General features: G+C 56.7%; 22 protein-coding genes. 10 read left to right on the forward strand and 12 right to left on the reverse strand.

Translation table 11 applies throughout. The features are described from left to right. Positions 1-5 precede the first annotated feature (5 nt). From R1T46_RS13590 to R1T46_RS13610, 5 genes are read left to right on the forward strand one after another with little or no spacing between them, the layout of a single operon-like run. Positions 6-2,432 carry a S8 family peptidase gene (locus R1T46_RS13590; RefSeq protein WP_317305807.1) on the forward strand — a complete coding sequence of 809 codons (2,427 nt, stop codon included), beginning with the start codon at positions 6-8 and terminating at the stop codon, positions 2,430-2,432. A 47-nt stretch (positions 2,433-2,479) separates the two neighbouring features. After that, the gene (gene tnpA / locus R1T46_RS13595; protein WP_317305808.1) at positions 2,480-2,767 is read left to right on the forward strand and encodes an IS66 family insertion sequence element accessory protein TnpA; all 288 of its coding nucleotides are present in this window, start codon (positions 2,480-2,482) and stop codon (positions 2,765-2,767) included. Further along, positions 2,764-3,108 (forward strand): IS66 family insertion sequence element accessory protein TnpB, encoded by a 345-nt coding sequence (gene tnpB, locus R1T46_RS13600; RefSeq protein ID WP_317305809.1) that lies wholly within the window; start codon positions 2,764-2,766, stop codon positions 3,106-3,108. Before tnpA ends, tnpB begins: the two co-directional genes overlap by 4 nt. Further along, a complete protein-coding gene (gene tnpC, locus R1T46_RS13605) occupies positions 3,062-4,789 on the forward strand; it encodes an IS66 family transposase (RefSeq protein WP_407070138.1) in 1,728 nt (575 codons plus the stop codon). Before tnpB ends, tnpC begins: the two co-directional genes overlap by 47 nt. Then, positions 4,779-5,048 carry a hypothetical protein gene (locus R1T46_RS13610; RefSeq protein WP_092031717.1) on the forward strand — a complete coding sequence of 90 codons (270 nt, stop codon included), beginning with the start codon at positions 4,779-4,781 and terminating at the stop codon, positions 5,046-5,048. Before tnpC ends, R1T46_RS13610 begins: the two co-directional genes overlap by 11 nt. A gap of 415 nt (positions 5,049-5,463) precedes the next feature. Here the strand turns inward: R1T46_RS13610 and R1T46_RS13615 are convergent, their stop codons facing one another. The 3 genes from R1T46_RS13615 to R1T46_RS13625 form a co-directional block, all read right to left on the reverse strand. Continuing rightward, positions 5,464-7,647, reverse strand: coding sequence for an OsmC domain/YcaO domain-containing protein (locus tag R1T46_RS13615; protein ID WP_317305811.1), 2,184 nt, complete (start codon positions 7,645-7,647; stop codon positions 5,464-5,466). 129 nt (positions 7,648-7,776) lie between these two features. Then, entirely contained in the window at positions 7,777-8,649 is an 873-nt protein-coding gene (locus tag R1T46_RS13620) for a DMT family transporter (protein ID WP_126812648.1), read from the reverse strand. A gap of 4 nt (positions 8,650-8,653) precedes the next feature. After that, the gene (locus R1T46_RS13625; protein WP_317305813.1) at positions 8,654-10,120 is read right to left on the reverse strand and encodes a patatin-like phospholipase family protein; all 1,467 of its coding nucleotides are present in this window, start codon (positions 10,118-10,120) and stop codon (positions 8,654-8,656) included. 40 nt (positions 10,121-10,160) lie between these two features. Here R1T46_RS13625 and R1T46_RS13630 point away from each other — a divergent pair, with 40 nt between their 5' ends. After that, positions 10,161-10,952, forward strand: coding sequence for an enoyl-CoA hydratase (locus R1T46_RS13630; RefSeq protein WP_036207584.1), 792 nt, complete (start codon positions 10,161-10,163; stop codon positions 10,950-10,952). Between the two features lie 5 nt (positions 10,953-10,957). Here R1T46_RS13630 and R1T46_RS13635 read toward each other — a convergent pair whose 3' ends face one another. The 3 genes from R1T46_RS13635 to R1T46_RS13645 are packed head-to-tail and all read right to left on the reverse strand — an operon-like array spanning position 10,958 to position 13,140. After that, positions 10,958-11,434 carry a DUF192 domain-containing protein gene (locus tag R1T46_RS13635; protein WP_317305814.1) on the reverse strand — a complete coding sequence of 159 codons (477 nt, stop codon included), beginning with the start codon at positions 11,432-11,434 and terminating at the stop codon, positions 10,958-10,960. Then, on the reverse strand, positions 11,431-12,192 hold the full coding sequence (locus R1T46_RS13640) for an ABC transporter permease (RefSeq protein WP_036207335.1): 762 nt from the start codon (positions 12,190-12,192) through the stop codon (positions 11,431-11,433). Before R1T46_RS13640 ends, R1T46_RS13635 begins: the two co-directional genes overlap by 4 nt. Before the next feature lie 27 nt (positions 12,193-12,219). Then, positions 12,220-13,140, reverse strand: coding sequence for an ABC transporter ATP-binding protein (locus R1T46_RS13645; RefSeq protein ID WP_041333389.1), 921 nt, complete (start codon positions 13,138-13,140; stop codon positions 12,220-12,222). A gap of 122 nt (positions 13,141-13,262) precedes the next feature. Here R1T46_RS13645 and R1T46_RS13650 point away from each other — a divergent pair, with 122 nt between their 5' ends. Continuing rightward, positions 13,263-13,745 carry a hypothetical protein gene (locus R1T46_RS13650; protein WP_317305815.1) on the forward strand — a complete coding sequence of 161 codons (483 nt, stop codon included), beginning with the start codon at positions 13,263-13,265 and terminating at the stop codon, positions 13,743-13,745. Positions 13,746-13,822: 77 nt separating this feature from the next. Further along, a complete protein-coding gene (locus R1T46_RS13655; RefSeq protein WP_317305816.1) occupies positions 13,823-14,140 on the forward strand; it encodes a hypothetical protein in 318 nt (105 codons plus the stop codon). A gap of 19 nt (positions 14,141-14,159) precedes the next feature. On the opposite strand, the gene R1T46_RS13660 is transcribed toward R1T46_RS13655, so the two are convergent. After that, positions 14,160-14,765, reverse strand: coding sequence for a hypothetical protein (locus R1T46_RS13660; protein ID WP_317305817.1), 606 nt, complete (start codon positions 14,763-14,765; stop codon positions 14,160-14,162). Positions 14,766-14,998: 233 nt separating this feature from the next. Between R1T46_RS13660 and R1T46_RS13665 the strand changes: the two genes are divergently transcribed. Next, on the forward strand, positions 14,999-16,324 hold the full coding sequence (locus tag R1T46_RS13665) for an IS1182 family transposase (RefSeq protein ID WP_317305819.1): 1,326 nt from the start codon (positions 14,999-15,001) through the stop codon (positions 16,322-16,324). Positions 16,325-16,511: 187 nt separating this feature from the next. Here R1T46_RS13665 and R1T46_RS13670 read toward each other — a convergent pair whose 3' ends face one another. From R1T46_RS13670 to R1T46_RS13680, 3 genes are read right to left on the reverse strand one after another with little or no spacing between them, the layout of a single operon-like run. Beyond that, on the reverse strand, positions 16,512-17,978 hold the full coding sequence (locus tag R1T46_RS13670) for an ABC transporter permease (RefSeq protein WP_317305821.1): 1,467 nt from the start codon (positions 17,976-17,978) through the stop codon (positions 16,512-16,514). Between the two features lie 25 nt (positions 17,979-18,003). After that, positions 18,004-18,654 (reverse strand): phosphonate ABC transporter ATP-binding protein, encoded by a 651-nt coding sequence (locus tag R1T46_RS13675; RefSeq protein ID WP_317305823.1) that lies wholly within the window; start codon positions 18,652-18,654, stop codon positions 18,004-18,006. Next, complete coding sequence (locus R1T46_RS13680) at positions 18,654-19,523, reverse strand: putative selenate ABC transporter substrate-binding protein (RefSeq protein ID WP_317305824.1); 870 nt, start codon at positions 19,521-19,523, stop codon at positions 18,654-18,656. Before R1T46_RS13680 ends, R1T46_RS13675 begins: the two co-directional genes overlap by 1 nt. 176 nt (positions 19,524-19,699) lie before the next feature. On the opposite strand from R1T46_RS13680, the gene senB reads away from it, so the two are divergent. Continuing rightward, positions 19,700-20,677 (forward strand): selenoneine biosynthesis selenosugar synthase SenB, encoded by a 978-nt coding sequence (gene senB, locus R1T46_RS13685; protein WP_317305826.1) that lies wholly within the window; start codon positions 19,700-19,702, stop codon positions 20,675-20,677. Here the strand turns inward: senB and selD are convergent. Together selD and R1T46_RS13695 are read right to left on the reverse strand one after the other, a co-directional pair. Beyond that, positions 20,667-22,943: a selenide, water dikinase SelD gene (gene selD, locus R1T46_RS13690; protein WP_317305828.1), complete on the reverse strand. Its 2,277-nt coding sequence runs from the start codon at positions 22,941-22,943 to the stop codon at positions 20,667-20,669. The two genes, senB and selD, sit on opposite strands and share 11 nt — an antisense overlap. Next, positions 22,943-23,713 carry a helix-hairpin-helix domain-containing protein gene (locus R1T46_RS13695; RefSeq protein ID WP_317305829.1) on the reverse strand — a complete coding sequence of 257 codons (771 nt, stop codon included), beginning with the start codon at positions 23,711-23,713 and terminating at the stop codon, positions 22,943-22,945. The genes selD and R1T46_RS13695 overlap by 1 nt, the downstream gene beginning before the upstream one ends. Positions 23,714-23,752 lie beyond the last annotated feature (39 nt).

The raw sequence follows: 23,752 nt of genomic DNA on the forward strand, positions 1-23,752 counted from the left end.
TGTAAATGCCCAGCATCAAGGATGGACGGCAACATATATTTCTCGGTAGTACTGGCAAACCTGAAAAATACACATATCCTAGGAAGGTAGTTACCGCCAAAAATGTTCCGCAACAAAATCGAAAGGAACAAGCCGCAAGCCTCTCCTCCCAGCTTAATCGTGTAAAAGACTCAAAGCCTGCAATAGAGCGAGAGGCGGAACAGTACGAGCTAGAGTCATCCATCGGCCTTCAAGTTACGTTTGATAGCTTCCCCGGGGTTGAGCTTGCATTCGAGAGTCTAGCTGACTCACGACAAAAACTTGAATTATTAAATGTGCGGTATCATGACGATAAAGTTACCGTTTCCGTTTTTGTTCCCATTGATAAGATCGGCTTTTTTGAGAAAAAGATTAAAGACTACCTAGAGGAACGTAAGGATCGTAAGGGCGGTCCTCGAGATAACAGAACGCTCATAGACGCGATCGAATCTATTAGAGAGTCAGCATTTAACGAACTTTGGAACGACGATGATTCGGTCCTACCAACAGACGGCCAACAGGAAATTTGGTGGGAGATATGGCTGCCTGTTCTAGATGACCGAATGGCTGTAGTCCACGACTTTAGAAAAGTTGCCTTTTCAATTGGGATCGAAGTTTCTGAAAGCACTCTGGAGTTTCCTGAACGAACAGTACTTTTGGTCTACTGCACCAGGTCAAAGTTATCCCAAAGCTCCCTATTAATGAGCAAGATTTCCGAGATTAGGCGAGCTAAAGAAACAGCAGAGTTCTTTGATGCAATGGGCAAAGAAGAGCAAGCGGAATGGGTAACCGAATTACTCGAAAGAACCAAATTTACAAACAATGGAAACAGTCCTTTCATTTGTGTTCTTGATAGCGGTATCAATTCCGGGCATCCATTAATCTCTCCTGTCCTTGATTCCAATGATCGACATGTTATTGATCCCTCATGGATCATTAATGATGAAGACGGCCATGGAACCGGAATGGGCGGCCTCTCTGTATGGGGTGACCTGACGACTGCGCTTGAATCCACAGCGGAGCTCGAGGTGAATTGGCGCCTGGAAGGGGTCAAGCTAATCAGATCGCCCGGGGATAATCAGGGCAGGCACCATGGAGCAATCACAGCGGAAGGCGTTTCACTGCCGGAAATTCAAGCGTTTGATCGAAATCGTATCTATACCATGGCATTGTCTGCTACCGATTCACGGGATAGAGGACGCCCATCGGCTTGGTCAAGCACGATCGATAGCCTTTGCTCTGACTATTTAGGAGAGAATCGGTTTCCCCGACTGATGCTGGTGTGTGCAGGAAACACCGGCGATGACTTAACCGAATTAATGGATTATCCCTCTCATAATGAGTTACAAGATATTCACGACCCAGGCCAAGCCTGGAATGCAATTACAGTGGGCGGCTACACAAGAAAGGTGGTTATTGATGATCCAGGGGCTGATCACTATAAGCCTGTAGCTCCAAATGGAGGCTTAAGCCCGTATAGCACGACATCACTCACCTGGGAAAACTCGATGCCGATAAAGCCTGAGGTTGTTTTCGAGGCTGGCAATGTGGGAAAAGATAAATATAGCTGCGCAGGCCTAAATAGCCTCAAGCTTCTCACTACGCATCACGATATTTCAGAAAGGCACTTCTCAACATTCGAAGCAACAAGCGCTGCAACCGCTTTGGCAGCAAACTTTTCTGCAAGGATTCTGCACGAATATCCAAATCTATGGCCTGAGACTGTAAGGGCGTTGATGATCCATTCTGCCGAATGGACCGATGCAATGAAGGAGCAGTTCACCGACCCAAGGAAGACCGACAAGCATAATGCAAAGCGTTTAGCCCGTTGTGTTGGTTTTGGCGCTCCAAGTGTAAATCGTGCACTTAGTAGCTTAAAGAATTCAGTTGTTATGGTTGTAGAAGATCATATCCAACCATTTGAGAAAAAGAAGGGAAAATCCCCATCAACCAAAGACATGCATTTGCATGAACTGCCGTGGCCGAAAGATCTTTTGACATCTTTGGGTGATACAGAGATTAAGATGACGGTTACGCTGTCGTATTTCGTGGAGCCCAATCCTTCCAGTCGCAATGTCTCAAGTAAATATCGTTATCCGAGCCATCAACTTCGCTTCGATGTGAAGCGCCCAACTGAGTCCACTGATGCATTCAAGGCTAGAATGTCACGCGCAGCTCAAAGTGCTGAACAGGGAAATACAACAGTTGGGAATGGTGATCCCAATTGGCTTCTTGGCGAATTCAGGCATCGTGGCTCAATACATAAAGATGTATGGCGCGGTAGTGCTGTCGAGCTATCAGAGAGAGGGGTAGTTGCGGTTTACCCTGCTATGGGATGGTGGAGAACTAGGACAAAGCTTGAGTCATTCAACAAGAGTAAGCGTTCATTCCACGACGTTCTGCCACCCCGGTGAATTTGTCCCTACAGTAACCTCACATTTTCCAACAATAGGTTACTCCCATGAGAAAGCACCGCACCCCGGAACAATGGCAAGCCCTGGTTGACCAGCAGCATGACAGTGGCCTGTCCGCTCCGCAGTTTTGTAAGCAGGAGAATATCGGCTACGCCAGTTTCTGCAACTGGCGCAAGCGCCTGTCCGATCAGGCGACCGGTGACTCAGCGGATTCCGGCGAAGCCGGTTTTCTGGACCTGTCCTCTCTGATGGGTGCAGCGCAGTCCGGCCCAGGCTGGAACATTGTGCTGAGCTTGGGCAACGGCGTCGAACTGCGGCTGAGCCAGAACGGATGATCGGGCTCGATAGCCAGGCCAGGATCTGGTTGTGCACCGAGCCTACCGACATGCGCAAATCGTTCCGGGGCCTCAGTGCTCTGGTCCGGAATCAGTTGAAGCACGATCCGCTCAGCGGCCAGTATTTTGTCTTCGTCAATCGTCGCAAGACCCAGATGAAGATGTTGTACTTTACCGCCACCGGGTATTGCCTGTGGGCCAAGCGCCTGGAGCAGGGACAGTTCCGGGTGCCATCATCCGCCTCTGGTCAGCGGGCTTTAACCTTGACGGATTTGCAGTTGCTGATTGATGGCATTGAGGTGCAAAAATACCGTCAATTCAAGCGTTTTCGAGGGGTATAAAACGCGGACTTCCGGTATAATATCGGCCATGAATTCAACGGCTTCCATCTCCCAGTCCAACGCACCTTCCTACTCGGCCCTGGCCGAGGAGAATGCGTTGCAGCGCGAGCAGTTGGATGCTCAGGCGGAAGCCATTCGGCAGTTGAAACACCAGTTGGACTGGTTTAAGAAACAGCTGTTCGGCCCCAAATCTGAAAAGCAGGTTTATGATATTCCAGAACAGGATAGCCTGTTCACCTCCGGTGAAGCACCGCTGCCGGAGAAGCCTGCCGAGGAAGAGAGGCGCACCATTAAGGCCTATCAGCGCGGCACCGGCAAGAAGCAGCGGGACGACGATTGTCTGAACGACACCGGCCTGCGCTTTACGGCGGATGTGTCGGTGGAAGTCATTGAGCAATTGCCACCGGAACTGACCGGGCCGGACGCCGACCAGTACGACATCATTGGTACTAAAACGACTTATCGCCTGGCGCAGCGCGCCTCCAGCTATGTGGTGCTCAAGTGTGAGCGCCCGGTGTTCCGGCGTAAAGGCAGTGATAAGCCCATCACCACACCGGCCCCGTTCAACGTGCTGGACAACAGCCTGGCCGATGTCAGCCTGCTGGCCGGGTTGCTGGTGGACAAATTCCAGTTCCACCTGCCGCTGTATCGCCAGCACCAGCGCATTCAACAAGCAGGTATTACCCTCAGCCGCAGCACCCTGACCAACCTGGTGAAGCGTGCCATCGACCTGCTCCGACCCATCGTAGATGCCCAGACCGATAACGTATTGCGCAGCCGGGTGCTGGCGATGGATGAAACGCCCATCAAAGCGGGTCACCAGGGCCGGGCAGGTCCGCAGAAAGGCAAGATGAAAACAGGCTGGTTCTGGCCCCTATACGGTGATGACGACGAAGTGGTGTTTACCTACTCGAACAGTCGGGGCCGACTGCACATCGAGCAGGTTCTGAACGACCAATTCAGTGGCACTCTGATCAGCGATGGTTATGCCGCTTATGCCCGCTATGCCGCGGCCCAGAAAGGTATTACCCATGCTCAATGCTGGGTGCATAGTCGCCGTTGCTTCGTTGAGGCCCAGAAGGACCATCCTGAGAAGGCCACCGAAGCCCTGCAACAGATCGCGAAGCTGTACCAGATTGAAGATACCATGAAGGAAAAGGAACTCACCGGCGAGAAGAAGCGTCAATACCGGCTGGACCATGCGAAGCCGGTCGTCAGCGGCTTCTTCCAATGGTGCCGGGATCAGTTGGCGCAAGGCGGCCTGTTGCCCAGTGAACCGCTAACCAAAGCCCTGAATTACGTGCTCGGTCGGGAAACGAGCCTGACGGTGTTCCTGGAAGATCCGGACGTACAACCCGATACCAACCACCTGGAACGGGCCCTGCGGCCCATTCCAATGGGCAAGAAAAACTGGATGTTTTGCTGGACCGAACTGGGCGCTGAACACCTGGGCATCATCCAGAGCCTGATCAGCACCTGCAAGCTGCACGATATTACCCCGTACATGTACCTGGTGGACGTATTGCAGCGCATCAGCCAGCACCCGGCCCGTGAAGTCAGCGACCTGACGCCCCGACTCTGGAAAACTCGGTTCGCCGAGAACCCGTTACGGGCGCTGATCGACCCACGCCATCCTGACCGACAGAGCAAACAGCCGGAGGCCACCGTCCGTGCGCATTGAGGACATGAGCATCGACCAGTTGCTGGAACTGAACCAGTATATCTGCCAGCGAATTGATGAGCTACAAGAGCAAGAAACCCTGCAAGCCTTGAGTCAATTGCGGGTTGGCCTGAAAGTGACCTTCGAGGGCCGGGAAGGACCGGTGTTGGGGATCGTCACCAAGATCAACCGCAAGAGTGTGATCGTGCTGGGTGAGGATGGCAGGAAGCAGTACAAGGTCTCGCCGGAGTTATTGAGGCCCCTCCGTGACGTGAAGTAGGTCAACTACGTCGTGGAATGAACGCTTACCAACAAGACTGCTAGATACGCTTTAATCATATCAGTCGAAGCACCGGAAGTTGACACCGATATCTATAATGAGATTCAGACCATAATCGATTCGACTGTTGAGACTGAAGTCCGTATTCATAACTGAGCACCTTGCATTGGCGTACAGTTATTGACAGAACTCCAAGGTGGCGGGTGAATCTCACTGCTCAGTTTCTCCCAGGTATAAGCGGTATCAGCAGGCAATGCGTCGATTTCAGCTTGTGTTACTTCCATAATCCGGGTGAGTCGCGAAAGCCGCTCTTGCCAGGCTTCGTTTGAGGTGTCGTGCAGCTCCTTGGTTCGCGTGGGGCGACCTCACGGGCGTCCGATCCGATCCCGGCTCAGGCGCCACATACTTATAGCCTTTACAAACCCGCCTTGGCAGCCCGCGCCGCATGCAACTTCTTATAGCTATCAACCAACCGCTGATGCTTCTCCAGACCTTCCAGCTTCATGCTTGTGGGTGTCAGGCCATGGAAGCGTACTTCGCCGCTGACTGAGCCAACCACGGCGGCCATGGTGTCTTCGCCGAACATGCGCTGCAGATTGGGCAGGTAGTCGGGCAGTTCAAGTTCGTCACTCAGGGTGATTTCCAGAACGGTGTTAACGGCACGGTAGAACAGGTTGCGCTCTACGGTGTTGTCGTTGAACTGCAGGAACATGTCGACAAATTCCTGGGCTTCTTCGTGCCATTGCAGGGCCAGGCAGATCAGCAGTTTCAGTTCCAGAATGGTGAGTTGGCCCCAAATTGTGTTCTCGTCGAACTCGATGCCAATCAGGCTGATGATGGTCATGTAGTTGTCGAGCTGGCTGGCTTCCAGGCGCTCGGCCAGGTCGGCTAGCTGACCATCGCTGAGGGCGTGGAGATTGAGGATATCTTCGCGGTAGTCCAGCGCCATGTTGGTGTTATCCCACACCAGATCCTCTACCGGGTAGACCTCGGAATAGCCGGGCACCAGGATGCGGCATACCGGCGCGCCCAGGTCTTCATGGGTCGCCACGTACACTTCTTTACCAAGGTCTTCCAGAATGCCGAACAGGGTGCTGGCCTCTTCTTCGTTGGTACCGGAGAAGTTCCATTCGCAGAACTCCAGGTCGGATTTGGCGCTGAAGAACCGCCAGGACACCACGCCCGTGGAATCGATAAAGTGCTCGACAAAGTTGTTGGGCTCCGTCACTGCCTGGGTGCTAAAGGTGGGCGCCGGTACGTCGTTGAGGTTTTCAAAGCTGCGGCCCTGCAGCAGTTCGGTCAGGCTGCGTTCCAGCGCCACCTCGAAACTCGGATGCGCGCCGAAAGAGGCGAACACGCCGCCGTTTCGCGGGTTCATCAGTGTCACGCACATAACCGGGAATTGGCCGCCCAGGGAGGCATCTTTCACCAGGATCGGGAAGCCCTGTGCTTCCAGAGCATTGATGCCCTCAACAATGTGCGGGTATTTATCCAGCACACTCTGCGGCACGTCCGGCAGCGCCATTTCCTCTTCAATGATCTGCTTCTTGACGGCGCGCTCGAAGATTTCAGACAGGCACTGTACCTGGGCTTCTGGCAGGGTGTTGCCCGCGCTCATGCCGTTGCTGAGGAACAGGTTCTCGATCAGGTTGGAGGGGAAATACACCGTTTCGCCGTCGGACTGGCGTACGAACGGTAACGACACGATGCCCCGTTCGGTCTTGCCAGAATTGGTGTCGATCAGGTTGGACCCGCAGAGTTCGCCTTCCGGGTTGTAGATGGCCAGACAGTGGTCATCTAGGATGCCGTCGGGCAGCTCGTCGTCCGGCCCTGGTTTGAACCATTTTTCGTTGGGGTAGTGGACGAAATCGCTGTTGGCGATGTCTTCGCCGAAGAACTGGTCGTTGTAGAAGAAATTGCAGCTCAGGCGTTCGATGAATTCACCCAATGCCGAGCATAGAGCGCTTTCCTTGGTAGCACCCTTGCCGTTGGTGAAGCACATCGGGGAGGCGGCATCGCGAATGTGCAGCGACCAAACGTGGGGCACGATGTTGCGCCAGGAGGCGATTTCGATCTTCATGCCCAAGTCCGCCAGTATACCGCTCATGTTGGCGATGGTCTGTTCCAGCGGGAGGTCCTTGCCCTCGATGTAGGTGCTGGTGTCACCTTCCGGGGCCATCAGCAGGGCCTGGGCGTCTTCGTCGAGGTTTTCGACGGTTTCAATCTGGAACTCGGGGCCGGTCTGCACCACTTTTTTCACGGTGCAGCGGTCAATCGAGCGCAGGATGCCCTGGCGGTCCTTGTCGGAAATGTTTTCCGGCAGTTCCACCTCAATTCTGAAAATCTGGTTGTAGCGGTTTTCCGGGTCGACAATGTTGTTCTGCGACAGGCGGATGTTTTCCGTGGGAATGTCCCGCGCCTTGCAGTAAACCCGCACAAAGTACGCCGCACAGAGCGCCGATGACGCCAGGAAATAATCGAACGGGCTGGGGGCCGAGCCGTCGCCTTTGTAGCGAATGGGCTGGTCCGTGACCACGGTGAAATCGTCAAACTTGGCTTCAAGCCTGAGGTTTTCGAGAAAATTAACTTTGATTTCCATGAACAGCGTACCGGGTTTGCAGAATTGAGCGGGCTTTCAAAAGCCGGAAGGCCATTATCCAGTTTTTGCCGCCTGGCGTCTTGGGTGGCTTACAAATCGGCGGGGAATGTCCGTACATCAACGGATGCGTCAGGCCGAACGGGTTTGCCGATACCGTTGTACCTCGATCCAGCCATGGACCATCAGTGCGGAGAAGACAATGGCGCCGCCGATCAGGCTCAGGGTGGTGGGAACCTCGCCGAGGAACAGCCACACCAGGAAAGAGCCCAGTATGGTTTCCAGTAACAGCATCAGGCTGACTTCTGCGGCCGGAATGTAACGCGGGCCAATCTGGATGAGCACGCAGGCCGCCGGCAGGAAGAACAGGCAGAGCAGGGCGATGAATACGGCATCCCTGGGAGAGAGCATCACTGCGCCGCCCGCCAGGGCTGCGACGCCGGCAACGAGCAGCGCGCCGAACATCAGTACAAGGCTCATATCGCTGTCCGGCTTTGAGCGTGCCACGTTGAGATTCAGCGCCAGAGCGGTCGCCGCAACGCCCGCCATAATCAGCCCTAACGGGTCACCACGGCCCCACTCGCCCAGGGCCATCAGGGTGGCGCCCGCCACGCAGACGAGGATGACCACCCAGGTCCGCCACGGCAGGGCTTCTTTCCAGACCAGCCAGGCGATGAGTGCGGCAATGACCGGTGAGGTGTTGAGGATGACCAGTACGTTGCCAGCGGCGGTGTTCTTCATGCCCATCACAAAACCCAGTTGGCTTAACCCGAAGGCGACTGCGCAGAACACCCCTTTCCAGCCGCATCGACGGATCTCCGTCCCCAGGCGGGCGCGATAGCGTACCGAACTGATCACCAGGAAGCTGAATGCAAGCAGCAGCCCGCGCCAGAACAGAAACACCACCGGCTCCACGGAGGTGATTTTCACCAGCAGGGCGTCCGGAACGATGAACAGCACACCCAGTGCGGCAATGGTCAGGCCTTTGAGTCGGGTTGTCTGCAAGCCGCTACTCCGCTGCGTTGTCGTTGGCGGCGCAGGCTTTCTCAAGCCGGGTGATGCAGTCGCTGAAGGTACGGCTGATGCGTGTCTGATCTCGAATCATGGCCATTCTCGGCCAGGTAGCCTGTTCTCCAAGCCGGATGAACATTTCCAGGTCTTCCTTGTTGGGGTTGGACAATATCTTGCGATACAGCAGCGGTTTGAACGGGAACTGTATGTTGATGTCCCCCAAATAGGTCTGCGTGGCCATGGCATGAGCCTGCTCCAGTAAAGGCCGCAGTACCGTTGATGACCAGTTGTTGCGGGTGAGCTGAAGCGTTGTCGCTACCTGGGCGTGCATCAGCGATGCGGCAGCCTGTTTGGCAGAGGCGCCCGGGCCGCGCTGGTGGTGATGGCTGATAAAGGGCAACACGTGGGGATTCGCCTGGCTGACAATGGTGCGATTAACGTTGTGCAGCCGCGCCATGCGCATCAGCGGCAGGTCGCCATGAACGCTGCCGTCGATCCAGCGCTCCGTGGGCATATAGGGCTTGCCCCCGTTGTCACCCCTATCCTTGTCCCTGGCCTGGAGCGTTACCGGCGGATAGATGCCAGGCACGGCACAGGACGCCAGGATGGCGGAATCCACCAGTACCTCCGGTGAGGCCAGGTTGTTCAACAGGCGGGGTTTCTGGCGAGTGCGGGTCGGCGATACGGAGATATTCAGGGTGCGGCCACTTCGTTCAGCCGCTTCCTGAAAGCTGGTACGGCCGATGTTGGTGCGAATGTGGTGGAGCAGCTGGAACTGGTCCATGGCATGACGCTTTCGCCAGATGCGTTTGGGTTCGAGCCAGCGAAAGGCATCCAGGTGGATCTCCCCGGGTTCGTTGAAAAAGCGTTCGAGCTCGCGATTGTTGCGGGTACAGATGGCGCCGGCGACAATCGCCCCCATGCTGGAGCCGGCAATCACGTCGGGAAGCAGGCCTTCCTGCCAAAGTGCGCGGGTGACACCAATATGATAGATACCGAAGGCGGCGCCACCACTCAACATAAGGGCCGGGCGGCCATACACTCGCTCGGCATCCCGGAACAGGCGCAGCTTTTGCTGGTCGGATACGCCCGGCATGGGGTTGTCGCAGAGGAAGTTCATGGAGCGTTCCACTTCATCAAGGAACTCACTGACCAGGACTTTGGTGCCGCTCCAGGCGATGGCGTAAAGGTCAGGGTTGCCAATCTCACCCAGGTGGCGATAAAGGCCTTCCTGCAGTACCCGCGTCAGCGCTCGGGTATCGCCTTTGTCGCGGCAGCGTTTCATGGCCGTGATGTGGTCGCGAATCAGGGCTTCGTGGAGCAGCTCGCAGCCATCCTCTTCCCGCCACGCCAGTGTTCCCTCCAGTTCATCCAGGTTTGTGGCGGTGGCGAGCCAGTGCTTGTAGGAGGAGGCTTCGGTGAGTTGCTTTTCCAGTTCCCGGCGTTGTTTCTTTGTATCTCTCATGGGATAAAGGATACATCAGGAAAACGAAGTAGGGGGCATGATGATCGAGCAAACCGAGGTGTTGGTAAAGAAATACTCCGAAAACGGAATCACCACACTGACGCTGAACCAGCCGGAGCGCCGAAACAGCCTGTCCATGGCCATGCTGGAAGCGCTTTCCGCCGAACTGGAATCTGTTGCGGATGACGTGGACACGCGGGTGGTGGTCATCGCGGCTGCAGGGCAGGTGTTCTGCGCCGGGCACGACCTGCGGGAAATCCGCGAGCAGCTCGACAGCCATGAGTTCCAACTGAAACTGTTCAACCAGTGCAGCAAGGTGATGCAGCAGATTGTGAACCTGCCAAAACCGGTGATTGCCCGTGTGGCTGGCGTGGCGACCGCTGCCGGTTGCCAGCTGGTGGCCAGTTGCGATCTGGCGGTGGCAGCGGATACCGCGCGTTTTGCCACGCCGGGCGTGAACATTGGCCTGTTTTGCTCCACGCCCATGGTGGCGTTGTCCCGCAACGTATCCCGCAAGCAGGCCATGGAAATGCTGTTGACCGGTGAGATGGTCGGTGCGCTGAAGGCGGAACAGATTGGGCTGGTCAACCGTGTGGTGGATGAGCAGGTTCTTGACGAAACCGTTTACCGCCTGGCCGCGACCATTGCCGGCAAATCCGGCCATACCCTGAAGATTGGCAAGGAGGCGTTCTATCAACAACTGGAGATGGGGCTGGCCGAGGCCTACGACTTTACGTCGGAAGTGATGGCAAAGAACCTGCAGGCTGCAGATGCCCACGAAGGCATCTGTGCGTTTCTGGACAAGCGCAAACCGGAATGGAAAGACGAGTAGGGCGGCTAACGGCAGTCTGATGCATTCAGGGAGAGCCGATCTCCCACGCCAATCCCCTGGCTTTCGAAATAGCCCAGGTTCATTTCCAGGGCCCGATAAAACGGGACGCCGGCCTCATAGGTTGGACAGTCCCGGCCCTGGTCCGATGGGCAGGGCACCATAGGGCGAATGGCACCGATGGTGCCGTCACGGTCCAGATAGGCAATATCCAGTGGAATCAGCGTTCGGTACATCCAGAAGCCGTGGTCGGCACGGCGCTGGTTGTTATAGACGAACAGCATGCCGGCGTTTGGGGCCAGTCTCTGCCTGTCCATTAGCCCGCGGCTGCGTTCGGCCGGCGTGCGTGCCACTTCAACGGTAATGGGCACCGCCTGCCCGGCGGAGATCAGGCATGCCTTCTCCACCGGCAGGTCGTCATTGTCCGGGAGTGCTGCCAGGCAACCGGAGAACAGCAGCGCCAGGCAAACCAGCAGGGCTCTCACGAACGCAGCCGGTAGCCGGTCTTGAAGATCCACCACACCGCGACCATGCACGCCGTCAGGAACAGCAGTGTCATACCCACACTGATGCCCACATGCACGTCAGACACGCCGTAGAACGCCCAGCGGAAGCCGCTGATCAGGTACACCACAGGGTTGAAGAGGCTGATGGTCTGCCAGATCTCCGGCAGCATTTCGATGGAGTAGAACGTGCCCCCGAGAAACACCAGTGGTGTCACGATCATCAGCGGAACAATCTGCAGTTTTTCAAACCCGTCCGCCCAGATGCCGATTATGAAACCGAACAGGCTGAAGGTGATGGAGGTAAGCACCAGGAAGGCGAACATCCAGAAAGGGTGGAGCACGTCGTAGTCCACAAACAGTTTGGCGGTAAGCAATATGATGACGCCAAGTATGACTGACTTGGTGGCGGCGGCACCGACGTAGCCGAGAACGACCTCCAGATAGGAGACCGGTGCCGACAGGAGCTCGTAAATCGTGCCGGAGAACTTCGGCATGTAGATGCCAAACGAGGCATTGGAAATGCTCTGCATCAGCAGCGACAGCATCACCAGGCCGGGAATGATGTAGGCACCGTAGCTGATGTTGTCGATGTCGCCCATGCGGCTGCCAATGGCGGAGCCAAACACCACGAAGTACAGAGAGGTGGAGATTACCGGCGAGGCGACACTCTGCATCAGGGTGCGGCGCATGCGGGCCATTTCAAAGTTGTAGATTGCTCGGACACCGTAAAGGTTCATTGCGTTACTCCCGCATACCGGTTGGTTTTATTCATGCACCAGGCCAACAAAAATCTCTTCCAGGGAGCTTTCCCTGGTCTGAAGATCCCGGTATTCGATGCCCAGGTCGCCCAGGGTTCGCAGCAGGCGCGCTACGCCAGCCTGCTCCTGTTGTGAGTCGAAGGTGTAGATCAGCTCGTAGCCATCATCGGAAAGGTCCACCGGCTCCAGCGTGAGTTCACCGGGGATTTTCTCCAGCGGGTTCTGCAGGTGCAGGCGAAGCTCTTTCTTGCCCAGTTTGCTCATCAGCCGGGACTTGTCTTCAACCAGGATGATCTCACCTTGGCGGATAACGCCGATGCGGTCGGCCATCTCCTCGGCTTCTTCGATGTAGTGGGTGGTGAGGATGATGGTGACGCCATTTTCCCGCAGCTTGCGCACCATTTCCCACATGTCCCGGCGCAGCTCCACGTCTACACCGGCGGTGGGCTCATCAAGGAAGAGGATGCGGGGTTCGTGGGACAACGCCTTGGCGATCATCACGCGACGCTTCATGCCGCCAGACAGGGACATGATGCGATTATTGCGTTTGTCCCACAGCGACAGATCTTTCAGGACTTTCTCAATATGGTCCGGTGCAGGCGCCTTGCCGAACAGGCCCCGGCTGAAGGAGACAGCGTCCCAAACGGTCTCGAAGGCGTCGGTGTTGAGCTCCTGGGGAACCAGGCCGATGCTCTCCCGGGCTTTGCGATAATCCTTCACGATGTCGTAGCCGGCGGCGTTCACTTCGCCATCGGAGAGGTTCACAATGCCACAGATAATGCTGATCAGTGTGGTCTTGCCGGCGCCGTTCGGGCCGAGCAGGGCGAAGATCTCTCCCCGTTCGATGTCGAGGTTGATGTCGTTGAGGGCCCTGAAACCATCCGCATAGACTTTGTTGAGGTGCTTGACGGAGATGTCCGGTTGCACTGGCTTGTCCTGTTGGTGGTGAATCAAAGCGCGGTATTTTCTCATGACCGGTGATGATTTAGAAAGCTTTGCCTTGTTAGCGATTATCCCCATAATGCCCGCTTAACCGTGGAGGAGTGGATGTGTTGAAAGCGCTTGTTGCTGTGCTTGCCATTGCTGGCGTCGTTGCGCTGGGCATTTTTGGCCCGCGTTGGTTGATGTCTGAAGATGTCGCCGAGGCCGATCAGGGCGCGGTTGAGTGCGATCTCCTCAATACTACGTGCCACTGGGCACATAAGGGCAAGAGCTGGCATGCGCGGTTGCAAAAAAGCGGTGTTCAGGCCCAGGGCACGGAATACCATTTAACGGTGAAGACCAACGGGAATCAGCCCCGGATGCTGGCTGTGCTGCGGGGCGAGTCCATGTACCTGGGGGAGTATCCGGTTCCCATGACCAAGGCGGGGATGTCGCCCGATGGTGAGGGCCAGCTCTGGGAAGCTCGGTTTACCGCACCTTTCTGCACCACCGACCCTAGCATGACCTGGCGGATCGACCTTCAGGCCGGGATGGATCATGCCTTCTCGATGCCCGTAAAACTGACGTTTGTTGCCAGGGGCCGTGTCTGACGATGGGATGACAGTGTGTCAGGATTGTGTAAAATCAGCGAACCACCATCCACCACACATCGTCCAGGGAAGCGTATATGGATTACGGTGATAGCGTACAGAAAGTTCTGCTAAGAAAGATCCAGAAAGCGGAACAGGATCTGCTTCAGCTCAAACTGGATTATTGCCGTTTCATCTTTGGGCTCAGCCATCGCACCAGGGTCATCAGCAATGGCACCAGCTACGTGGTACGTTCCGTGAATGTGGAGTCGATGGAGCGCCTGGACGACGGGTGCTTTTCCCGGCCAGAGGTGGCTGGCAGCCCTGCCGATAACCCGGATACCACAGACACCGTGAACCTCGGCGTTGACTGGACGCTGGAAGAGTCTGCTACCCGCCCCAAAGCCCGCGGTTGAGCGGGTCCTCCTGTAAACGTCAGATAAAGGCGTTCGACGTAACCGTTGAGTAGAGGCTGTGTTCCTGCGGAACATAGCGATGCCCGCTCCAGTGCTCTGCACCGCTTACACCACTTCTGAAAAAGGCCAACAAGGTCGAACTGCCGGTCATCGTCGACAGCGCCTGGACGGCTTCGGGTTGCCGTATGCCGATTTTTCGGCTGGCCAGCTTGCTGACCAGGTCAAGCAGCGCATCTGAATGCCGTTGCGGTTTTTCACACAGGGCGCAGGCAGCGCCATACAACCAGACGACGGCGTATTCCCGAACCGCCTGGGGCGCGGTTTCCAGAACCAGCCCATGTTCCCGGCAATCCCGGTCCTGAAGACTCAGCAGGATATGCAGTTGGGTGATCAATCCACAGGTGTCTGAAGGAGTTGCGCGGGTTGGTTGTGGAGCGGTAACGGGGCGTTTCTGTTGAGCCTCTGGTAGAGGAGGCTGGGCCGAATGATGGTCACCGGCCACCATTGTCACCACGGACGCCGGCACGAACGGATCGTTCAGGACCAGGGTAAGCATGCGAAAGACCAGTAAAAGCAGCAGCGCAATCAGCCCGACTTCGAACAGCATAATAAAGCTGCCAATCATAGGTGTTCCCTCTTGCTCAAACCCTGTTCAAACCCTGGCCGAGCGGTGTTCCGGTGGAGATTGTTACATTCGTTATCCGAAGTGTAACCAAATGCATCCTGAGCACGAAGGGAAGCAGGGCCAAAAGCGGCGGGAATCCGCGGAACTGTGACGCGGTAGGCAGCTAGGAGTCTGCGCGGCAGGAGCCACCTTCTGGCATAATACGTAAAAATTCTTCAGCACCGGAGAATCCGATGGGAACCACCTTCCGCCCGTATTCGCCTGATCAGGAACTGCTTCTTCCCCCGAGCCTGAACGAGTGGCTGCCCGAAGGGCATCTGGCCTATTTCATCAGCGACGTGGTCGAAGAACTGGATCTTAGTGTCTTCTACGCCCGGTATGAAGGGAGCGGTCGGCGCAACTCGCCGTTCGATCCACGGATGATGCTGAAGGTATTGATTTATGCGTACGCGACCGGCGTGTTTTCATCGCGCAAGATCGCCCGGAAGCTGGAAGAAGATGTTGCCCTTCGGGTCCTGGCGGCTGGCAATTTCCCCAGGCACCGCACGATCTGCGATTTTCGCAAGCAACACTTGGAAGCGTTCAAGGCGGTGTTTATTCAGGTGGTCCGGATCGCCCAGGAAGCGGAACTGGTCACGCTTGGTACGCTGGCGATTGATGGCACCAAGGTCCGGGCCTGCGCCAGTAAGCACAAGGCCATGAGCTATGACCGCATGCGGGAGGAAGAAGCACGTCTGTCAAAAGAGGTTGATGAGCTTTGTGGCCAGGCTCGCCGTGTGGATGAATCGGAAGATCAACAGTTTGGCCCGGATCAGCGGGGCGATGAGTTACCCGAAGAGCTGCAGCACCGTCAGGGGCGGCTGGACAAGATCCGGGCAGCGAAGGAGAAGCTGGAAGCGGATCAAAAAGCGCGAGATGAGGCCAAAGGCCGGCATCCTGACGATGATCGCCGCTCACCCAAGGGTGGCCGGAACTTCAAGAGAGATTATGGGGTTCCGGAGGACAAGGCTCAGAGTAACTTTACCGATCCCCAAAGCCGGATCATGAAAACGAATGATGGGTTCCAACAATGCTATAACGGCCAACTGGCCGTGGATGGCGAGTTCCAGATCATTGTGGCCAACTATCAGGGCAACAACCCCAGTGATAACGGCTGTCTGGTGCTCTTGCTGAACGAGGTAAAAGACACCCTGGGAAGCGAGCCGCAGCAGTGCCTGGCTGATGCCGGTTACCGAAAGGAAGCAGACCTTCAGGCCCTGGAGATGAAAGGAATCAACGGCTATGTCTCGCTACGCCGGGAAGGCAAAAAGAACGCAGACGTCGACGCTACGCGGTATCCGGCGACGGCCCGGATGGCGGAGAAGCTTGCCACAGCCGAGGGGCGAGCAGTTTACGCTCAGCGCAAACACCTGGTTGAGGCGGTGAATGGCTGGATCAAGAATATTCTGGGCTTCCGTCAGTTCAGCTTGCGAGGCCTTCAGGCGGTGCAGGGTGAATGGGATCTTGTCTGTCTGTCGCTCAATCTCAGGCGCATGAGTTCACTGATGAGACTGGCATAAGTCGCTGAGGCAGCCTTTGGCTCACGGTAGGTACAGCTGGGGCCCTGCGATGCCCCTTTTAACCGGTTAACTGGCTGGATCGAAAGCGATGATGGAGCCGATCCGATATCGCGAACACTCATTCCGGCCAGACAATGATCCGGTCTGGCGAAAACGAGGGCTCAAAACGTTTCTGCCGCGCAGACTCCTAGCAGGTGGGCATGGTCTGCAGGGCGAGTTTCCTGCGGATAAAGCGGCCCAGCACATCGACACCGATATTCAGCGATGCGGTGATCAGGATCAGCACCATCGCGCGATCAAACTGGATGTTCTGGATGGCGCTGTCGACATAGAAACCCAGGGTGTAGATGCCCAGTATGCCGAGGATGGCAGTCTCCCGCATGATGATCTCCCAGCGGTAGAACAGGAACGCCAGGAACGAACGATAGACCCTGGGCACCAGTTCATAGGTATATCGATTAAGACCATTCGGCGCATCCGGGCGTAACCGGATGGTGCTGGACTGCCGGCCAATCAGATGGCCGATGATGCCCCCATTGTGCAACGCCAACGCGACGACAGCAGGCAACATGGACGGTCCCCACAGTTGCAAAAGGATATACGCCAGGATGTATTCCGGCGTGGAACGCATGATCACCAGGAAGACATGCCCGGACGTGCGGCGCACTGGCCCTCCGAAGTGAGTGGAAATCAACGGGAAGGCCAGCAGTGCAATGATCCCGGTTGCAACCAGGGCCACCTGGGTCAGGATCACCGTGTTCCAGATGCCCGGCATGGCCTGATTGACAAACATGTCCCCCAGCCACGCGCCCATGCCGCCCCAGCCTTCTTCACCGCGCAGTGGCGACGGCACGATGTCCTGGGTGAAAAACCGACCGACGTTGCTCCAGACAATCGGGAGACCTTCGCCAAGAAAAAACGGAGCGCCAACGATATAAACGGGCAGCAGCTTCGGCTTTACCCAGAGCGGCATGGTGGCTATCAGCACATAGAAAAGGATCAGCATGGCGCCGGCGTCGGAATAGTGGCCTTGTGAAAAGGCCGATTCGAGGTAGAAGCCGAGGGTTGGCAAGCCGACAAAGCCAAGGATGGCACTGGAGCGCAAGCCGCATTCCAGCCGGTATGCGGTGTAGGTTCGCAGTTGCACCCAGCAATCCGGTATTTTGGTGTACAGGAAGGCCGAAACAACGCCCGTACGGGGCGGTAACAGGCGACCGGGCTCGGGGTCGGCTTCTTCCAGGATCTCCGAATAGACCTTGGCGAAAATACCGGCGTAGGGGATAGCGATCGCTAGAACGCCTGTCAGCGGATGGAAGCCGAAAAATTGCAGGAAAATAAGCGCCCAGAAAAGCTCGTGTATTGCCCGCACAAACGCGCACAGGATTCTGACGGGTAGCCAGCGATAAACAAGTGCCAGAAGAAAGCCGCTGATACTGCCGAGAGCGACGCCAACGAAGGCAAAGGCAACCGTCCGAAGCAGGGCGGTTGCCAGCCCTTCGGTACTGAAAAAATCCGGTGTTATCACGCCCAGGAAGAACCGGCCAAGATCTTTCCAGGGATTGGCTGCCGTGATAGCGATATCTGCAAACACCAGGCCTACCAGGGCGATGGCGATAAAGATCAGGCTGGTTTTGACGGTTGGCGAAGACAGCATAGGAGTGGAATCTGGGCCGGTTGAGTCAGTAGAGTGGCGCAATGTCGGCCGGTGTGAGCTTTTCGCTCGGCTCGTCCAGCGCGATCTGCCCGTCCTGGATGCCCACGATACGGGTGCAGTATTCCAGTGCGAGCTCGACATCATGGAGTGCGATAACGCTGGTCTTGAAGCGCTCTCTCAATAACGCCATAACCTGGTGGGCAAGCGGCCCATCCAGGGCAGAGACAGGCTCGTCCGCCAACAAAAGTCCTGACTGCCGGTAAAGGGCACGGGCGATGGCCACGCGCTGGCGCTGTCCGCCGGACAGCGATGCGGTGGGCATCCAGGCTTTCTCGGTCATCCCCAATTCCGACAATAGGCTTTTGACGTCACGGCTGTCCCGGGTAAATGGCCGCACCAGGGTAACCATGTTGTACCAGTTGCCGTGGGCATCGAGGCGGCCCATGTACACGTTGTGGAATACCGGTAACGCGTTGACCAGTCCCAGGTCCTGGGGGACCAATGCTGCCAGGCGCTCCACCTGCTCATAGACAAGACGGATCAGAGTGGATTTTCCGGCGCCGCTGCGGCCCACCAGGCCAACGCGCTCTCCTTCCCTGACACTGAGGGAGAGCGGGCCAATCACCCGCTCTCCACCAAAAGACGCCGTCAGGCCGGATAGATCGAATCCCGACATTAATCGATGATTCCGATCTGCTTTCCAACTACCCGGATCGGCTCGTAAGCGTCATTGGAGACTGGGATGAAACCACTACGGGGAAAGCTTTCAAGCAATTCAGGGTCGTCCATCGCAAGCAGGGCTTCCTGAAGCCGTTTCTGGAACCCTTCACCGAACTGCTCGTTGACATCGCCGCGAACACTCCACTGATAGTTCGGGTACGACGGCGTTGTCCAGATGACCTTCACCGCGTCGGTATCAATGTTGCCGTTTTCCATTTCCTTGTCCCACACTGAGAAGTTGATCGCGCCAACATCGTAGGTGCCCGCCTCTACGAGACGAAGGGTGCGGGTGTGATTGCCACTGAAGCCTACACGGCTGAAGACGTCCTCGGGGCTATCATCAAAGGATTCGCGAATATAGTACTCCGGAATCAGGCGACCGGAGGTTGACCCCTTGGAACCGAAGGTAAATGTCTTCCCCCGGAGTTCGTCGGACAGGGTTTCCATCTCGTCAAGTCCGGTACTTTTGTGGGCAATGAAATGAGTGTAGAACGCTTTGTCTTCCACGCCCTGGGCAATCGCTTCAGAGCCGGGAACCAATTCGCGGGCCTGCACGCCGGAAAGCCCGCCGAACCAGGCCAGCTGGACCTGGTTGTTGCGGAAGGCTGAAACCGCGGCGGCGTAGGATTTGACAGGAATATAGCGAACATCTACGTCCAACTCTCCTGCCAGGTAATCGGCGATACCCGTGAAGCGTTCCACCAGTTTGGTTTCGTCTTCATCGGGAATGGCCGTGAAGACGAGTGTCTGGGCTGAAACGGTTGCTGAAGAGAGTAAGGTCAGTAAGCTGGCGACAGCGAATTTCCGTATCAATTTCAAAGCCATTTGAATTTCCTTGTGTCTGGAGCTGAATTTAGCGGGGTCACATGTCCGGACCGGAAGCCCGAAGCTATCCAGAATACCGTGATTTACTGCAACTCTGAACAGCTATACGATTCTATGAGCCAATCAGGTTAGGGGTATCCGGCAAAAAATGAAAATCTTGATGGAAACCGACACTCATGAAAATCATCCTGAATACCCCGGCGCTACCGGGCTCCAGGGCTGGTAATCGGGCCACGGCGGACCGATGGTGCCGGTTGCTTGAGCAGGCCGGACACCGGGTTTTCGTTGTGACCGAATACAACAACGAGCCCTGCGACCTGTACATTGCCCTGCACGCCTGGAGGAGCCATGAGGCCGTTCTTCGCTTCCGTGACCGTAACCCGGAAACGCCGATAATCGTTGTGCTTACGGGCACGGATATTTACGACCACCAGTACCGCTACCCGGAGCAAACCCTCCATTCCATGGCCCTCGCGGATTGCCTTGTGGGGCTCCACCATCGTGTTGGCCGGGATATTCCCGGGCGTTTCGTGCCAAAGCTGGTGACGGTGCTGCAATCCGCCGACAGGCCCAGTGGCAATGCAGGCGTCGATACCAGGCATTTTGATATTTGTGTTATCGGACACCTGCGCAAGGAGAAAGACCCTCTGAGGGCCGCAATCGCGGCGAGGACACTGCCGCCAGGTTCGGCCATTCGGGTGCTGAATGCAGGCAAGGCTCACAGCCAAGAGTGGGCGCGGCAAGCCATAACCGAACAGGAAGCCAATCCGCGTTTTCAGTGGCTCGGGGAAATTGACAGACCGACCACCCACCAGCTTATGAACCGTTGCCGTGCCATGGTTATCAGCTCGGTGATGGAAGGAGGCGCTAATGTCGTATCCGAAGCCTGTCGTGCCGGGCTGCCGGTTATCGCGTCGGACATCTCCGGCAATATTGGCCTACTGGGTGAAGATTACCCGGGGTATTTCCGCGTAGGCGACGAGGCTGATCTTGCGAAGGTGTTACTGCGGGCGGAACAATCCCCAGAATATCTCAGGGAATTGACCAGCCGCGTCACCGAACTCGCCACTTGTTTTGTTCCTGAATCAGAGCAGGCGGCCCTGCTCACTGCGATTGAGAAGGCCAGGGCCAAAGGCGACCGCCTCAATCCCTGAGCGTGATGGGCTCGATGGGGCCGCTCTCATCCTGTGGCAGCACCCGCCCTATAATGGCGGTGTGGGGGTAGCCCATTGCTTTCAGCTCACTGATACAGGCATCCGCCTGGTCAGCGGGCACGCTGGCCAGCAGCCCACCGGCAGTCTGGGGGTCGAAGATCAGTGGGTAGTGAGGATGGCTGACCCACTTTTCCTGGTCACGAATACCACGCCGCAGACGAATATTGGCCGGCTGCAAGGAACTGAGGATGCCTGCTGCTGCCGTTTCCTCAGCGCCAGGCAAAATCGGTATTGCCGTGAGATCCAGCTCCGCATCAACGCCGGAGGGGCGCGTCATCTCAACCAGATGGCCAAGCAAACCAAAACCGGTTACGTCGGTGCAGGCTCTTGACCCATATCGGCGCAGGCACTGTGCCGCGTCTTTGTTGGACTGCATCATTGAGGCCAGGGCAGAATCAATCCAGCGGCCTTTCGCAGCAAGTTTGGCGTGGGCAGCGAACAGGGTGCCGGTACCGATGGGCTTGGTCAGCAGCAGAACGTCTCCGGCCCGAAGGCCGCCTTTGCTCATGACATCATCCGGATCAATCAACCCGTTGACCGCAAAGCCCAATGCCAGCTCGCGGCCTTCGCCCGTATGGCCACCCACCAACGCGCAGCCGGCTTCATTCAGCACTTCCACGGCGCCGGACATCATCTGGTAAACCACGTCTTCCACCTTGGACTCTATGCCATAGGGCACGGTCGCAACGGCGGTGGCACTCTGAGCTTCGGCGCCCATGGCAAACACGTCGCCCAGGGCGTGATTGGCGGCTACCCGGCCGAACACATAGGGGTCGTCAATAAAGGCGCGGAAGAAATCGACGGTGTGAACCACCGCCTTTCCGGGTGGGACGGTCAGTACGGCGGCGTCGTCTGGCGCGTGTAGCCCAATGAGGATGTCTTCGCGCTCTATTGGTCGCAACTCGCCTAGGGCCCGCGACAGTACGGTACTGCCCACCTTGGCACCGCAGCCACCGCAACGCATGGCCACCGCGGAGATGGCCTGGGATGCTTCCTCGGAGTTTTGTGCGGCGCCGGTGTCGGGCAGGGCGGCATTCTCTTCCATGGCGGGAAGATCATTGAATTTCGCCATGAAACGTTTATCAATGCTGTTTTTCCAGCGCCAGACCCAAGAGCCAGCCAACGACAGGTCGCCCCTGGAGGCCACTGCGAATTTGTCACCGGTACTGATCAGCGCGAGCCATTTTTTCTGCGGCCGGAATGGCTTCGCCGGCTTTCCGAGGGCATGGCGGCGGAGGTTGTCCGCCAGTGGGCGGCCCTGACGAACGGCAAATACGCCGGCTTTTTCCCGGGGGTGATTTACCACGTTGGCAATGTCACCGGCCGCGAAGATATCGTCGTCGGTCTCTGTCTGCAGGGTGTCCGTTACCCGGATAAAGCCACCGTCGTCCAGGGCCAGGCCGGTATCCCGCAGCCACTCGGGGCCGCCGGCACGGGTGACCCAGAGCACTTCATCAACTGCCAGGGTGTCACCGCATTCCGTGGTCAAACGATTGGCCTCTACCTCAGAGACTGCGGATCCCAGGTGAACCTTCACCCCCCGGTTTGCGAGCGTTTCTGCGAATACCGCACGCACCTTGGCGTTGTGGGTGGGCAGGATCTGTTGGTCGGCATCAAACAGATGAAAGTGCAACTGGTCCGGGTCGTGGCCGCGTTTTTCGAGTTCATTTCGTAGCCGGAACTGCATCGCCAGTGTGAGTTCAACTCCACCTGCACCTGCACCGACCACCGCAACGGTCATCGGGCCGTCATGGTTTTCCAGCCGCGACAGCAATGACAGCCAGCGATTATTGAATCCGTTGATAGGTTTGACGGGCACGGCATGTTCAGTTGCGCCGCTGACGTCACCTACCTTGGGAGCGGAGCCGATATTCACCGACAGAATATCGTAAGGCACGTCCGGCCGGGAGCGGCAGATTACCCGCTTTCGACCGCGGTCTATGCCAACAACTTCATCGCGGTAGAGGCGCGCGCCCGCGAATTCGGCCAGTTTGCTCAGGTCGATATGGACGTCGTCGTAGGAATAATGCCCAGCCACGTATCCGGGCAGCATGCCGGAGTAGGGTGTGTGGGTATCCCTGCAGATGAGGGTAAGGCGGACACCAGGCACAGGATTCATGGCAAAGCGCTTGAGAACGCCGACGTGGCTGTGTCCGCCGCCAATCAGGACAATGTCCCGTAAAACAGGCTGTTCGGATTGTTGCATTAAATAACTTTCTTGGCTTCGTCGCTGAAGGTGTTAAAGCCTTTCACGCTTGAAAATGCCTGAAGCTTTTCTTTGTCCGCATCTGACGGATTGGCGATCTGATCAACCGAGGTAATACCGGCGTCCTTCATTTTGCGGGCGGTGGCCGGCCCAATACCTTTAACCTGGGTCAGGTCGCTCTTGTCCTTCGGCTTCGGAGCGCGTTTTGCTGCAGCCGGCTTTGCCGCTGGCTTCTGCGCGGCCGTGGAGGCTTTCTTGGGAGCGGCTTTAGTGGCTGCTGCCGGACTTTTGGCGGCTGTGCTCGCCTTGGGTTTGGCGGCGTTCTTCGCAGTTGCCGTTTTTGGTGCGGCGGGCTTCTTGGCGGCCGGTTTTTTGGCCGCTGCCTTACTGGACGCGGATTTTTTAGGAGCTGACTTGCCTTTGGTGGCAGGCGTCGACTTCTTGGCGACCTGATCCGCGACCTTCTTCGCTTCATCGTTGGCTTCTTTGCTGGCCATGCCAAGACGATCCAGGATGTTGTTTTGCAGATCGTGGAATTCACCGAGGCGCCGTTCAAATTCTTCGTTAAAACGCTTCATTTCACGATCACGAAGTTCATCCACTTCCTTTAATAGCTTGCGGACGGGTTCCTGAATCTGGTTTTGCAGGCTGTCGAACTGCTTGAGGGCGTCGTTGATCAGCTTTTCGATCTGTGATGATGTTTTATCGAACTCTTTGTTCACTTTCTTGACGACTTTATCAACGTTTTGCTTGTTGGCTTTCTTCGCCATGAGGACTCTCTCCTTAAAGTGCGAGTTGATGTAGGGCGT

The organism is Marinobacter salarius, assembly GCF_032922745.1.
In the GTDB taxonomy this organism is placed as follows: domain Bacteria; phylum Pseudomonadota; class Gammaproteobacteria; order Pseudomonadales; family Oleiphilaceae; genus Marinobacter.

Bases quoted from the DNA above. Each gene is read 5' to 3' on its own strand.
- R1T46_RS13590 (WP_317305807.1), top strand. From the start codon at position 6: ATGCCCAGCATCAAGGATGGACGGCAACATATATTTCTCGGTAGTACT.
- tnpA (WP_317305808.1), top strand. From the start codon at position 2,480: ATGAGAAAGCACCGCACCCCGGAACAATGGCAAGCCCTGGTTGACCAG.
- tnpB (WP_317305809.1), top strand. From the start codon at position 2,764: ATGATCGGGCTCGATAGCCAGGCCAGGATCTGGTTGTGCACCGAGCCT.
- R1T46_RS13615 (WP_317305811.1), bottom strand. From the start codon at position 7,647: ATGGAAATCAAAGTTAATTTTCTCGAAAACCTCAGGCTTGAAGCCAAG.
- R1T46_RS13625 (WP_317305813.1), bottom strand. From the start codon at position 10,120: ATGAGAGATACAAAGAAACAACGCCGGGAACTGGAAAAGCAACTCACC.
- R1T46_RS13630 (WP_036207584.1), top strand. From the start codon at position 10,161: ATGATCGAGCAAACCGAGGTGTTGGTAAAGAAATACTCCGAAAACGGA.
- R1T46_RS13640 (WP_036207335.1), bottom strand. From the start codon at position 12,192: ATGAACCTTTACGGTGTCCGAGCAATCTACAACTTTGAAATGGCCCGC.
- R1T46_RS13655 (WP_317305816.1), top strand. From the start codon at position 13,823: ATGGATTACGGTGATAGCGTACAGAAAGTTCTGCTAAGAAAGATCCAG.
- R1T46_RS13660 (WP_317305817.1), bottom strand. From the start codon at position 14,765: ATGATTGGCAGCTTTATTATGCTGTTCGAAGTCGGGCTGATTGCGCTG.
- R1T46_RS13665 (WP_317305819.1), top strand. From the start codon at position 14,999: ATGGGAACCACCTTCCGCCCGTATTCGCCTGATCAGGAACTGCTTCTT.
- R1T46_RS13670 (WP_317305821.1), bottom strand. From the start codon at position 17,978: ATGCTGTCTTCGCCAACCGTCAAAACCAGCCTGATCTTTATCGCCATC.
- R1T46_RS13675 (WP_317305823.1), bottom strand. From the start codon at position 18,654: ATGTCGGGATTCGATCTATCCGGCCTGACGGCGTCTTTTGGTGGAGAG.
- R1T46_RS13680 (WP_317305824.1), bottom strand. From the start codon at position 19,523: ATGGCTTTGAAATTGATACGGAAATTCGCTGTCGCCAGCTTACTGACC.
- senB (WP_317305826.1), top strand. From the start codon at position 19,700: ATGAAAATCATCCTGAATACCCCGGCGCTACCGGGCTCCAGGGCTGGT.
- selD (WP_317305828.1), bottom strand. From the start codon at position 22,943: ATGCAACAATCCGAACAGCCTGTTTTACGGGACATTGTCCTGATTGGC.
- R1T46_RS13695 (WP_317305829.1), bottom strand. From the start codon at position 23,713: ATGGCGAAGAAAGCCAACAAGCAAAACGTTGATAAAGTCGTCAAGAAA.